We start from the raw sequence: 12355 nt of genomic DNA, 5'->3' as shown, positions 1-12355 counted from the left end.
GGGGCAGGCTGTGGCCGGTTCGGGAGCTTATGCATCAAGACGTGGGCATGGCCGCGTGGGTCCGGCGGTGGTGGGACCAACCCGGCCAATACGACTGGTTGTCCGATTATCTCGCCGCGCGCCACCTGCAGCGCTTCAGCCGAATCCTGATCGCGTCGGTCGTCTTCGTGCTGGGGACGATCCCCCTGGTGATGTTGTTCAGCCCGTCGGGTCCGCAGGGTCAGGTACACCGGACCACCGCGATCGTGATGTCGGCGTTGTCGTTCGGCGGCGCGTGCACCTGGCTCGTCGGTTGGCCGAGCCGCCGGCAATCCGCGCTGTTCGCCATCGGCGCGAACGCGGGTGTCACCCTGGCTTGCCTGATTGCCGGGACACCGGCCACGGGCTTGTTGGCGTGCGCCACCTTCGCTCCGATCGCCGGCTACGTCGGCCTGTACCACTCCGGTCGACTGTTGGCGGCGACACTGTTGAACGCGCTCGTCACCACCGTCCTCGCCGGGGCGCGGATCGCCGCGGCAGGTGACATCGCGATGGCTGTCGGACATGTGCTGGGTGTGCTGATCGCCGTGCTTGCCGTCCCGTTCGGAAGTCAGCTGCTCCTGCATCTGCTCAGCCTCGACGCCCGGATGTCGAACACCGACCCGCTCACCGGGCTGCGCAACCGCCGCGGTTACGACGAGTCGGCGCTGAAATTGATCGCTGCGGCGGACCGGCCGCAGTCCCAGTGGCTGGCCGTGATTCTCATCGATCTGGACGGGTTCAAGCAGATCAACGACGCCCACGGCCACGGCTACGGCGACACGGTCCTGGTCGCCGTAGCGGATAACCTGCGCCGGGCCAGCGCCATGAATTCGGTGGTGGCCCGTCTCGGCGGCGAGGAATTCCTCATCGCCGAACTGATCGAGCCCGACGATGCCGCGGCCGCAGCTGAACGATTTCGCACGGCCGTCGCGACTGCACCCGGCCCGGTGACCGCCAGCGTCGGAGTCGCATCGATCGCGCTCACCGAGATCGGCAGCGCCGCGACCGCGGCGCTCACCGGTCTGGTGGACGCCGCCGATGCCGCAATGTACGACGCCAAGCGGGCGGGCGGGAACCAAACCCGCCACCGGGCCAAGAGCACCACGTAGTCCGGTCGGACCTGCGGACTCAGATCAGCGCGATCACCAACAGCACGACCGCGATCAACGGGAACGCCCCCTGGGTGACCGCGGCCCGCGCCTTGTCCGGCGCGGACGCCAGCAGCACTGCCGCCGCGGCGAGCATGGAACCGACGCCCGCGAACACCAGAGCAGCACCGATCCCGGTGTGCCCCAACGCGATTGCGACGATTCCCGCGATACTGACGATCGCCAGGAACAGGTTGTAGAAACCCTGGTTGAGCGCCATCAGTTTGGTGGTCTCGGCTTCCTCGACCGTGGTGCCGAACGTCTTACGGGTGCGCGGCGACGTCCAGGTCAGCGACTCCATCGTGAAGATGTAGACGTGCAGCAGCGCGGCGAGGCCGGCGAAAACCAAGGCGGCGATGACCATCGGAGCTCCCATCACTCGAATAGGCCGGACTGACCGAATCCGCTGGCCCGCGGCGGTGCAACCATACCGAGGTGGGTCCAGGCTAGCGGCGTGGCCACTCGTCCGCGGGGGGTCCGCGCGATCATTCCGGCACGCACCAGGAACGGCTCGCACACTTCCTCGACGGTCGTCGCTTCCTCCCCCACCGCAACCGCCAGGGTGGACACCCCGACCGGGCCACCGCCGAAGCTCTTGGTCAATGCGGTGAGAACGGCCCGGTCCAACCGGTCCAGGCCCAACTCGTCGACGTCGTAGACGGCCAGCGCGGCCTTGGCGATATCGCGGGTGATCACACCGTCGGCCCGCACCTCGGCGTAGTCGCGCACGCGCCGCAGCAGGCGGTTCGCGATGCGGGGTGTCCCCCGCGAGCGACGGGCGATTTCGGAGCCGGCCTCAGAACCCAGTTCAATGCCGAGGATTCCGGCCGAGCGGGCCAATACCCGTTCCAGTTCGGGCGGCTCATAGAAGTCCATGTGCGCGGTGAACCCGAAGCGATCCCGCAGCGGTCCGGTCAGCGCACCGGAGCGGGTGGTCGCGCCGACCAACGTGAACGGCGCAACCTCCAACGGGATCGACGTCGCGCCAGGGCCTTTCCCGACGACGACGTCGACCCGGAAGTCCTCCATCGCCAGGTACAGCATCTCCTCGGCGGGCCGGGCGATGCGGTGGATCTCGTCGATGAACAGCACGTCACCCTCGACCAGGTTGGACAGCATCGCGGCGAGGTCACCGGCGCGTTCCAGGGCCGGCCCGGACGTCACCCGCAACGCGGAGCCCAGCTCGGCGGCGATGATCATCGCCAGCGACGTCTTGCCCAGCCCCGGCGGCCCGGACAACAGAATGTGATCCGGTGTGCCGCCGCGGTTCTTGGCACCCTCGAGGACCAGCTGCAGCTGCTCGCGCACCCGCGGCTGACCGATGAACTCGCCAAGCGACCGGGGCCGCAGGCTGGCGTCGACGTCTCCTTCGCCGACGGTCAGCGCCGGCGACACGTCGCGGTCGACGGCCTCGTCGTCCTCTTCGTCGAACCTGCTCACTTGGTCTTTCCTAGTAGTGACAGCGCCGCACGCAATGCCGAGGAGGTGTTGGCCTCGCTGTCGGCCGCGAGCACCTTGTCGGTGGCCTCCTCAGCCTGCTTGAGCGCAAAGCCAAGTCCGACAAGGGCTTCCACCACGGGAGTGCGTACCGCGTGACCGGTCGCCGCGGCCACGCCCGCACCACCGGCGACCGCGCCGATCTTGTCCCGCAATTCCAGCACCATACGTTCGGCGCCACGCTTGCCGATGCCGGGCACCCGGGTCAGGGCCGTCACGTCACCGTCGGCCAGCGCCTGACGCAGCGCGGTCGCGTCATAGACCGCCAGTGTCGCCAGCGCAATCTTGGGGCCGACGCCGGACACCCCGAGCAGGGTGGAGAACAAATCGCGGGCATCGGAGTCGGCGAAGCCGTACAGGGTTTGGGAGTCCTCGCGGACGATCATCGCGGTGATCAGCCGGGCCTCGCTGCCGCGGCGCAGCGTCGCGAGCGTCGACGGCGTGGCCATCACCTTGTACCCGACGCCGGCGGCCTCGATCACGACGTGATCGAGGGCGATGTCGAGGACTTCACCGCGCACCGAGGCGATCATGTGGCGGCCTTCAGGGTGCGCGCCGATTTCAGCCGGGCCTGGTAGGCCCGCTTCTGTTCGGCGGCCATGGCCTCGGCCTGCGCCATGCGGGCGATCATCGGGGCGCGCCAGCAGTGGCAGATCGCCAGGGCCAGTGCGTCGGCGGCGTCCGCCGGGGTCGGCTTCTGCTGCAACTGCAGAATGCGGGTGACCATCGTGGTGACCTGCGCCTTGTCAGCGCGCCCGTTCCCGGTGACCGCCGCCTTGACCTCACTGGGGGTGTGGAAATGCACGTCGATGCCGCGGCGCGCGGCGGCCAGTGCGATCACACCGCCGGCCTGCGCGGTGCCCATCGCGGTGTTGGCGTTCTGGTTGGCGAACACCCGCTCGATCGCCACGACATCGGGCTGGTGGGTGTCCATCCAATGGTCAACGGTGTCGCTGATGGTCAGCAGCCGACGCTGCAACGGCTCGTCGGATGGCGTGCGCACCACGTCGACGTCCAGCGCAATGACCTGGCGGCCACCCCGACTCTCGATCATCGAGAGTCCGCAGCGCGTCAACCCAGGGTCGACTCCCATCACCCGCACGGATCGCCTTCCGACTACGAACAGCTGTTCGATCACAGTAGCGGGCGGGGCAGACAGGAGCGGTCAGGACACGCGGTCTCCCGCGCGTGGTTATGGTCGGTCCATGGGCGGCCCCGACGCATTCCATCCCGACTTGTCCGGAACCAGGCCGGTGCGCAATCGGGTGCGCCACATCCGGGCCGGCGACCTCGACGGCGGCACCGGTCAGACCGATGGCATGCAGCGATTCGCCGCGATCAGCGGCGCGTCGGTCGGGTCGGAGAAGCTGTGGATGGGCGAGACCCACGTCGGGCCCGGCGTCGCGTCGGCCAACCATCACCACGGCGACTCGGAGACCGCGATCTTCGTGCGCAGCGGCCACCCGCAGTTCGTCTTCCATGACGGTGTCGGCGAAGTGCGGATCAGTACCGAGCCGGGCGACTACATCTTCGTGCCGCCGCACCTACCGCACCGCGAGGAGAACCCGGACCCGGATGAGCCGGCCGTTGTGGTGATCTCGCGCAGCACGCAGGAGGCCATCGTGGTCAACCTGGAGGGGCTCTATCCACTGTGAGCCTCGACGACATCACCGAAGACCGCGGACGGCCGAGGGCCGGCCGGCCGCGCAGTGAGCAGTCCCGGTCGGCAGTCGTCCACGCGACCTCGGAGTTGCTGCACGAGTTCGGTCTGCGGGCGATGACCACTGAACAGATAGCGGCCCGCAGCGGCGTCAGTAAGGCCACGATCTACAAGTGGTGGCCCAACAAGTACGGCGTCGCGGTCGACGCGTTCTTCTCGGAACTGCAAGCCGACTCCCCCGACCCCGACACCGGTTCGGCACGAACGGATTTCACGGTCTGGCTGCGGGGACTGTGCCGGTTCTACTCCGGCCCCAGCGGGCGGGTATTCGCGCAACTGTTCGGGGAAGCACAGTTCGACCCCGAGGTCGCCACAACGCTGCGTGACGGACTGATTCGTTCGCGTCGCGCGGCTCTCGAATCCATCTGGGCGCGCGGCGTAGCCCGCGGCGAACTGCGCGGCGACATCGATCCCGGGGTCGCAATCGACTTGATCATCGGGCCTGCCCTGTACCGGCTGATGGCCGGCCACGCGGAGCTGGATGACGCCGCCGCCGACGCCATCGTCGACGCGGCGTTGCGCGGCCTGTCCCGGTGAGCCAGTTCACCGGCGCGGATGGGACTAACCGCCACTGCGAGGGCGCTATACATTTCGAAACTGTACGTTCAGTTTCGAAGGAGTCATCATGACATTCACCATCCGTCTCGCCGCCGGCCTCGTGGCCACCGGCATCGCCGGCGCGATCGTCGCCGCTCCGGTCGCCGCGGCGGCCGACGATCCACACCTGGTCTGCACCGTCGTCAGCGACGGCAACAGCCAATGCGAGACACCGGGCAACGCACAGCTGACGGCCTCGCCCCAAGATGTGCCGTACCCGACGCTGTATCCGTTCCTGCTCGGCGGCGGGCTGATTTTCCACGACGGACCCGGCCACGGAATGCGCTGATCAGACCTCGGTGCTGAACTCGGTCAGCGTCCCCTCGCGGGCCGACCGGGCGATCTCCGCGACTCGGGCGCGGGAACGCTTCCAGCCTTTCACCTGCTCGCGGCCGACCTCCGTTCCGTCGCGCGTGATGATGATCGTCCACGGCACGCCGACGAACTTGGCCAGCAGCCAGAACGGCCACAGCAGCATGAACGGCAGCACGACCAGGAAGATCAGCGCATCAAGGGTGGCGAAGCCGGTCTCCCACGGGATCGTCTTCCACCACCAGCGACGCACCGACCAGGTGGACCCGTCCGGGTCGGTCTCCGTCAGCTGAGACATGGTCACCTCCGATTCAGTGCCCGAAGCGTACGGTTCTGTTCCATGGCGACGGGCGGTACCCGCACGATACGAAGCTTTTGCCGGGTGTGCCCGTCGGTGTGCGGCATCCTCGTCGAGATCGACGATGACCGGGTGGTGGCCGTCCACGGTGACCGGGACAACCCGTTCTCCGGCGGCTACACCTGCCCGAAGGGTCGCGCGCTGCCGCTGATCCATCACCATCCGGACCGCCTCGAACGGCCGATGATGCGCGACGGCGGGCAGCTGGCCGAAACCAGCTGGGAGGCCTGCCTCGACGACCTCGGCGCCCGGCTGCGCGACATCATCGCCGAGCACGGTCCGGCAGCGGTCGCTGTCAACTTCGGCACCGGCATCGGCATGGACGCCGCCGGTTATCGCACCGCCGAGGCGCTGCACCGCGCGATCGGCACGCCCGCGAAGTTCAGTCCATTGACCATCGATGGCACCGCCAAGGTTCTGGTCGCGGAGCTGATGGGCGGCTCCGCCGCGCTGACCGGGCGACCGGATTACGAGAACGCCGAACTGGTGATTCTGATCGGCAGCAATCCGGTTGTCTCCCATGGCCACACCGTATGCATGCCAAACCCGCGCGGGCTGTTTCGCGACGTCGCCGCGCGGGGTCAGCTCTGGGTCGTGGATCCGCGCCGCACCGAGACCGCCCGCTTGGCGACGCGCCATCTCGCGCCCCGCCCCGGCACCGATTACGCGGTGCTGGCTTTCCTGGTGCGTGAAATCCTGCGCGACGGCGCCGATCCCGACGTCACCGTCCAGGACCTCGACCTGTTGGCTGCCGCAGTCGACCCGTTCACCCGCGAGCATGCCGCCGCGCTGGCCGACGTCGATCCCACCGATCTCGACGATCTGCTCACCGCTGTCCGCACCGCTGGACATATCGCGATCGACACCGGAACCGGCGTCACCATGTCAGCGAGCGGCAATGTCACACAATGGTTTTCGTGGGCGCTGCTGATCCTGACCGGGTCGATGAACACCCCCGGCGGCGAATGGTTCCATCCCGGTTACGGCTATCAGCTGGAGATGTTCGAGCTGCCGATCGCGCCGCCCGAGGGCAAGTCGAGACCTGGACCGCGCAGCCGCCCGGAGACGAAGGCCTTCATGCGCGAATGGCCCTGTGCCGCACTGCCTGACGAGATCGAGGCCGGCAACATTCGCGCGCTGCTCAACCTCGGTGGCAGCCTGCTCACCGGATTCCCGGCCACCGATGCGTTGCGTGCGGCGTTGCCGAAACTCGACGTTCTGGCCACCACCGAGATCCTGCCAACCGAGACGACCGCGCTGTCCACTCACGTGCTGCCGACCAAGGGCCAGCTCGAGCGGCCCGACGTCACGTTGTGGGACTTCATGAGTACGCGAATCTCCGCCCAGCACACCCCCGCAGTGATGCCCTCGATCGGTGACCGCCGGTCGATGTGGTGGGTACTCGCCGAACTCGGCGCCCGACTCGGTCACGTCATCGCGGATACCGCGATGACCGACGAACAGATGGTGGCCAAGTTCAACGGCGGCGGCCGCACGAGTTACGACGACCTGGTCGCCACCGGCTGGGCGCAGGCCGAGCGCGAATTGCCCGCGGCATGGATGCAACGCCACGTCGAGCGCCTCGGTGGCTGGCGCCTGGCCCCGCAGCTCCTGATCGACCAATTGCACGGCCTACGCCACATGGCCGGGCCGGTGTTGGTGCCGCGTCGCCAATTACGAAGAGTCAACGCACAATTGGAGTATCTCGGCGAGCAGCCCGAGATACTGCTGAGCCCACAGGACGCCGCGGCGGCCGGCATTGCCGACAACCAGAAGCTGGTGGTGCGCACCGAGCACGGCGAACTCACCGGGATCGCGAAACTGGACCCGTCGGTGCGCAGCGGCGTGGTGTCGGTCCCGCACGCGCACGTCGGTGCCAACGTCAACCTGCTGACGAGTAAAGACGACCTTGACCCCGCGACGGGGATGACCCGTTATTCAGGGGTGCCGGTCAGCCTTCATCCGGCCTGAACTCAGTCGTCCTCGAGCTGAGCGAGCACGTCGTCGGGGATGTCGGCGTTGGTGTAGACGTCCTGCACGTCGTCGCTGTCCTCCAGCGCGTCGACAAGCTTCATGATCTTGCGGGCCCCGTCGGCGTCCAGCGGTACCGTCACCGACGCCTGAAAACCGGCATCAGCGGAGTCGTAGTCGATGCCGGCGTCCTGCAGCGCGGTGCGCACGGCGACCAGATCCGTCGGCTCGGAGATCACCTCGAAGCTGTCGCCGAGATCGTTGACCTCTTCGGCGCCGGCATCCAGAACGGCGAGCAGCACGTCGTCCTCGGACAGGCCGTTCTTCTCCAGCGTCACCACTCCCTTGCGGGAGAACAGGTAGGACACCGAGCCGGGGTCGGCCATGTTGCCGCCGTTGCGGGTCATCGCGACCCGGACCTCGCCGGCGGCGCGATTGCGATTGTCGGTCAGGCATTCGATGAGCACGGCGACGCCGTTGGGCCCGTAACCCTCGTAGGTGATGTTCTGCCAGTCGGCGCCGCCGGCTTCCTCGCCACCGCCGCGCTTGCGGGCGCGCTCGATGTTGTCGTTGGGAACCGACGACTTCTTGGCCTTCTGGATCGCGTCGTACAGGGTGGGGTTACCTGCCGGGTCGCCGCCGCCGACGCGCGCCGCGACCTCGATGTTCTTGATGAGCTTGGCGAACATCTTGCCGCGCTTGGCGTCGATGACGGCCTTCTTGTGCTTGGTGGTAGCCCACTTGGAATGGCCGCTCATCGGGTTCTTCTCCGTACTGTCCGTTCTGCCGTAACCCGACGAGTCTACTGGCCGGGGGTCACCCCGGACTCATCCGTCCAGGCTGTGGGGCCCTGCGAACCCCGCGGGCCCGTTGATTGCGTAATCGGGCCCGACACGCGCAGGTGTGGGCGATATTGATGCGCATGACAGTGCAGGCGGACCGGTTGGCGTTCACCGATCTGGACGACCCTCTCATGTTTACCGATCCCTTCCCGCGGTACGCCGAGTTACGTCGCAGTGCCCCCGTATCGCGGGTGCGGGCGCCGCTTGCCACCGGGATGAGGGCCAAGGGATACATGCTGACCCGCTACGACGACGTCCTCGCCATGCATGCCGACCCGAGACTGTCCAGCGATGTCATGCGCAATGATCGGATCGGGCGGCTGCGCTGGTTGATCCCCAAGCCCATCCGGTTGTTGACCGAGACGATGGCGACCAAGGACGATCCCGAGCATCAGCGGTTGCGCAGACTCGTGCACAAGGCGTTCACCCCGAAACTCGTGGCCGGCCTGACCGACGACATCACCGGCATCGCTCGCGAGCTCATCGAGCAGTTGGCGCAGGCCGGCGAGGTCGATCTGGTCAGCGATTTCGCGGTTCCGTTCCCCCTGACGGTGATCGCACGACTGCTCGGGGTCAAAGACCATGAGCTCGAGGAATTTCACCACCTGTGCCTGAAACTCACCGAGAGTTCGGCCAAGGGAACGCGGGGTCTGATCGGGATGATCAGCGCCGCGGCAAAGCTGACAGCTTTCTTCGAACGCCTCGCGGAGGCGCGTCGGGACGACCCGGACGACGGACTCATCTCCCAACTCGTTCGCACCACGGACGGCAGTGACAAGCTCACCGACCGCGAAGCGATTGCGATGATGTTCCTGCTGTTGCTCGCCGGGCACGACACCACGTCCAATCTCATCGGGAACAGCATCGTGGCGTTGCTCGACCATCCCGATCAGCTCGCGAGGTTGCGGGCCCAGCCCGAGTTGATCGACGACGGTGTCGAGGAACTGTTGCGATTCACCGCGCCTGTCGCCGTGGGCGCACCACGGGTGGCACTGGAAGACCTGGAGTTTTCTGGAACGCGAATTCCCAAGGGCAGCAGAGTCTTCGGCATGCTCATCTCCGCCAATCGCGACGAGTCTGTTTTCCCCGACGCCGACGAACTTGACCTCTCTCGCTCGCCGAACAAGCACCTTGCCTTCGCATCCGGCAACCATTACTGCCTCGGCCATCACCTGGCGCGCCTCGAGGGCCGCATCGCGATCACCCAATTGCTGCAGCGGTTCGACCACCTCGAGCTCACGGTCCCCCGAAACAGCCTGCGCCTGCGCCCGATCGTTCAGCTGCGGGGCCTGGAATCCCTGCCGATGCGCCTGCGCTGACCAGTGCTCGCACCGATAGTGCGAGTTGTCGGTGCTGTGACCGACGAATCTCGACGAGATCGCGCACGCTCGGCGCGCTACGCCCCCAGGTCGCCGTCGATGTAGCGCTGCAGGTTCGGTGCGACGGCGGTGACGATCTCGTCCTCGTTCATCGACGAGAGCGGCTCGATCTGCCACACGTAGCGCATCATCGCCAAACCCATGATCTGCGACGAGATCAAGCCGCTGCGCTTGCGCCGATCCGCCTCGTCGGCACCGAGCTGAGACACTCCCATCAGCTGCCCCTCGACCACCCTGCGCAGCTTCTCGCGGGTGCTCGGCTCGTGCGCGGCGGTCTGCAGCACCGCCCGCAACACCGGACCGATCTCGTCGTCGGCCCACGCGCCCAGCATCAGCCGCAGCAGCGCCGTTCCGAGTTGTGGCACCGGCGTCGTCCAGGTTCTCGCGACGTCCTCCAGCCAGCGGTGCGGCGGATTGGTCGCCGCATCCAACAGGCCTTCCTTGGAACCGAAGTAGTGGTAGACCAGTGCTGGATCGACGTCGGCTGCCCGAGCCACCGCCCGGATCGTGGTGCCCGCCGAGCCGTGCTGAGCGAACTCGCCGCGCGCGGCCTCGACGATCCGGGCGGCCAGTACCCCCTTCTCGTCGCGGGGTCCCGGTGCCGTGGCCTTCTTCGCCATCGCATCACCTCAAGTTTCATATTGCGTTGAGACTAGTTTCATCGTACCGTGAAACTAGTCTCAACAGGACGTGAAAAGGGAATCGAATGACATCCACCAGCGTTTCCGGCATCGAACCAGGTCAGCGCACGCTCAATGGGCCGCAGACCACCGGTCGGGACTACCGCAACCTGAGCACGCCCGACCACCGCACCACCAGCGACATCAACATCGCGGTCCCGATGCGCGACGGTGTCACGCTGCTCGCCGACGTCCACCGCCCCGACACCGACGGTCGCTTCCCCGCGCTGATCGCCGCGTCCCCATATCCGCGCCAGATCCAAGACCTCGGCGCCCCAGCCGGTTTCATCGAGGCCGGCGCCACCGACTTCTGGGTGCCGCGCGGCTACACCCACGTCATCGCCAACCTGCGCGGCACCGGCGGGTCTGGCGGCACCTTCGGTTTCTTCGACTCCCAGGAACGCCGCGACCTGTACGACCTCGTGGAATGGGTCGCGGCGCAACCCTGGTGTGACGGCAACGTCGGGATGATCGGGATCAGCTACTTCGCGATGACTCAGCTGGAGGCCGCCGTCGAACGCCCGCCGCACCTCAAGGCGATCTTCCCGGTGGCCGTCACAGCCGACCTGTACGAGGCCGCGATGCACCACGGCCTGTTCAGCGCGTCGTTCGTGACACCGTTCCTGTCGATGCTCGGACTCACCGCTGCCCGCAGCGACACGTTCTGGCGCAGCCGACCGCTGGGAGCGGCGCGTTGGGTGCTCAACACCTCGCGGCTGCACCACAAATTCGCGACGATGAACGGTGAGGCCGCCGTGACGATGATGCGTGGGCTGCTCAAACTGCCGCACGACCCGCACCCCTGGGACGAGCTGTGGCTCGACGCGGCGGTCAAGCACCCCACCCGCGACGCGTGGTGGGACGAACGAAACCTGTTGCCGCTGCTCGAAAAGGTAGATATCCCAGCTTATTTGGGTTGCGACTGGCAGAACGTACCGCTGCACCTGCCCTCGACGTTCACCAGCTACGCCGGGCTGACCAACAGTCCGTGTGTGCGCATCGGGATGCTCGGCGAGTACGGGCTGACCTGGCCGTGGGAAAGCCTGCACGTCGAAGCGCTGGCCTGGTATGACCATTGGCTCAAGGGCCGCGACACCGGCATCCTCGACGGCCCGGCAGTTCGTTACGTCCTGCCCGGCACCGACGAGTGGCGCACGTGCGAATCCTGGCCGCCGGCAAGCACGTTGCGCGAACTGGCGCTGTGCGCCGACGGCACTCTTGATGATGACGAAGGCATCCCCGGCGCGCGGGACTTCATGGCGCTCGGCGGTGGGCTCGGCCGGGCCAAACCCAGTTCGATCGATCCACCGTCTGCACTGACCTGGCTCAGCGAGCCACTGGCCGCGCCGATCGATGTCGTCGGCGACATCGAGTTGCGATTGACCGCCGCCGCCACGGCCGCCGACACCGCCTTCATCGTCACGCTTTCCGACGTCTCCCCCGATGGCGAAACGGAGCCGGTGACCGCCGGATGGGTGCGGGCCAGCCTGCGCGAGGTCGACGAGGCCGCCAGTCGGGCCGGCGCGCCCGCGCTGCCCTGCCGTCGTCCGCAGGCTGTACCCGTCGGTGACGACGTCGAGTACCGGATCCCGCTGGTGCCCAACGCCCGCCGGTTCGACACCGGTCACCGCATCCAGATCACGATCGCCGGTGACGACCAGGATCCGGACACGCCGGCGATCATGAACTTCCGGCATGCCAGTGTCGGCACCAGCAGCATCAACACCGTGCGGTCGTCGTCGCGGCTGGTGCTGCCTGTCCTCGCCTGACCCGGTGCGATCATGAAGCCATGGAGACCATCCGGCACCTAGCTACAGCGCACGCCACCAG

14 protein-coding genes are annotated in these 12355 nt (G+C 67.3%); 7 read left to right on the top strand and 7 right to left on the bottom strand.

Translation table 11 applies throughout. The features are described 5' to 3' along the window. Window positions 1-47: 47 nt before the first annotated feature. Window positions 48-1130, top strand: coding sequence for a GGDEF domain-containing protein (locus tag BST42_RS03490; protein ID WP_165760771.1), 1083 nt, complete (start codon window positions 48-50; stop codon window positions 1128-1130). A gap of 19 nt (window positions 1131-1149) precedes the next feature. Here BST42_RS03490 and BST42_RS03485 read toward each other — a convergent pair whose 3' ends face one another. Genes BST42_RS03485 through ruvC form a run of 4 tightly spaced genes read right to left on the bottom strand, consistent with a single transcriptional unit; the run spans window position 1150 to window position 3768 of the window. Then, window positions 1150-1533 (bottom strand): DUF1304 domain-containing protein, encoded by a 384-nt coding sequence (locus BST42_RS03485; RefSeq protein WP_083117286.1) that lies wholly within the window; start codon window positions 1531-1533, stop codon window positions 1150-1152. 11 nt (window positions 1534-1544) lie between these two features. Then, window positions 1545-2609 (bottom strand): Holliday junction branch migration DNA helicase RuvB, encoded by a 1065-nt coding sequence (gene ruvB / locus BST42_RS03480; protein WP_083117104.1) that lies wholly within the window; start codon window positions 2607-2609, stop codon window positions 1545-1547. Further along, window positions 2606-3199 (bottom strand): Holliday junction branch migration protein RuvA, encoded by a 594-nt coding sequence (ruvA, locus tag BST42_RS03475; protein WP_083117103.1) that lies wholly within the window; start codon window positions 3197-3199, stop codon window positions 2606-2608. The genes ruvB and ruvA overlap by 4 nt, the downstream gene beginning before the upstream one ends. After that, window positions 3196-3768 carry a crossover junction endodeoxyribonuclease RuvC gene (gene ruvC / locus BST42_RS03470; protein ID WP_083117285.1) on the bottom strand — a complete coding sequence of 191 codons (573 nt, stop codon included), beginning with the start codon at window positions 3766-3768 and terminating at the stop codon, window positions 3196-3198. Before ruvC ends, ruvA begins: the two co-directional genes overlap by 4 nt. A 103-nt stretch (window positions 3769-3871) precedes the next feature. Here ruvC and BST42_RS03465 point away from each other — a divergent pair, with 103 nt between their 5' ends. The 3 genes from BST42_RS03465 (at window position 3872) to BST42_RS03455 (ending at window position 5272) form a co-directional block, all read left to right on the top strand. Continuing rightward, window positions 3872-4321 (top strand): cupin domain-containing protein, encoded by a 450-nt coding sequence (locus BST42_RS03465; RefSeq protein ID WP_083117102.1) that lies wholly within the window; start codon window positions 3872-3874, stop codon window positions 4319-4321. Then, a complete protein-coding gene (locus tag BST42_RS03460; RefSeq protein WP_083117101.1) occupies window positions 4318-4923 on the top strand; it encodes a TetR/AcrR family transcriptional regulator in 606 nt (201 codons plus the stop codon). The genes BST42_RS03465 and BST42_RS03460 overlap by 4 nt, the downstream gene beginning before the upstream one ends. 88 nt (window positions 4924-5011) lie before the next feature. Next, a complete protein-coding gene (locus BST42_RS03455) occupies window positions 5012-5272 on the top strand; it encodes a hypothetical protein (protein WP_083117100.1) in 261 nt (86 codons plus the stop codon). Here BST42_RS03455 and BST42_RS03450 read toward each other — a convergent pair whose 3' ends face one another. Further along, window positions 5273-5593, bottom strand: coding sequence for a hypothetical protein (locus BST42_RS03450; RefSeq protein WP_083117284.1), 321 nt, complete (start codon window positions 5591-5593; stop codon window positions 5273-5275). It abuts the gene before it with no gap. 42 nt (window positions 5594-5635) lie between these two features. On the opposite strand from BST42_RS03450, the gene BST42_RS03445 reads away from it, so the two are divergent. Further along, window positions 5636-7624 carry a molybdopterin-containing oxidoreductase family protein gene (locus BST42_RS03445; RefSeq protein WP_083117099.1) on the top strand — a complete coding sequence of 663 codons (1989 nt, stop codon included), beginning with the start codon at window positions 5636-5638 and terminating at the stop codon, window positions 7622-7624. Between the two features lie 2 nt (window positions 7625-7626). Here the strand turns inward: BST42_RS03445 and BST42_RS03440 are convergent, their stop codons facing one another. After that, window positions 7627-8382 (bottom strand): YebC/PmpR family DNA-binding transcriptional regulator, encoded by a 756-nt coding sequence (locus BST42_RS03440; protein ID WP_083117098.1) that lies wholly within the window; start codon window positions 8380-8382, stop codon window positions 7627-7629. Between the two features lie 164 nt (window positions 8383-8546). On the opposite strand from BST42_RS03440, the gene BST42_RS03435 reads away from it, so the two are divergent. Continuing rightward, complete coding sequence (locus BST42_RS03435) at window positions 8547-9785, top strand: cytochrome P450 family protein (protein WP_083117097.1); 1239 nt, start codon at window positions 8547-8549, stop codon at window positions 9783-9785. Window positions 9786-9862: 77 nt separating this feature from the next. Here the strand turns inward: BST42_RS03435 and BST42_RS03430 are convergent, their stop codons facing one another. Next, window positions 9863-10465 (bottom strand): TetR/AcrR family transcriptional regulator, encoded by a 603-nt coding sequence (locus tag BST42_RS03430; protein ID WP_083117096.1) that lies wholly within the window; start codon window positions 10463-10465, stop codon window positions 9863-9865. Window positions 10466-10551: 86 nt separating this feature from the next. Here BST42_RS03430 and BST42_RS03425 point away from each other — a divergent pair, with 86 nt between their 5' ends. Then, window positions 10552-12294 carry a CocE/NonD family hydrolase gene (locus BST42_RS03425; RefSeq protein WP_083117095.1) on the top strand — a complete coding sequence of 581 codons (1743 nt, stop codon included), beginning with the start codon at window positions 10552-10554 and terminating at the stop codon, window positions 12292-12294. Window positions 12295-12355: the final 61 nt, after the last annotated feature.

This window comes from Mycolicibacterium rhodesiae (genome assembly GCF_002086695.1).
Lineage (GTDB): Bacteria > Actinomycetota > Actinomycetes > Mycobacteriales > Mycobacteriaceae > Mycobacterium > Mycobacterium rhodesiae.
This window is presented reverse-complemented; position numbering and strand designations above follow the sequence as displayed.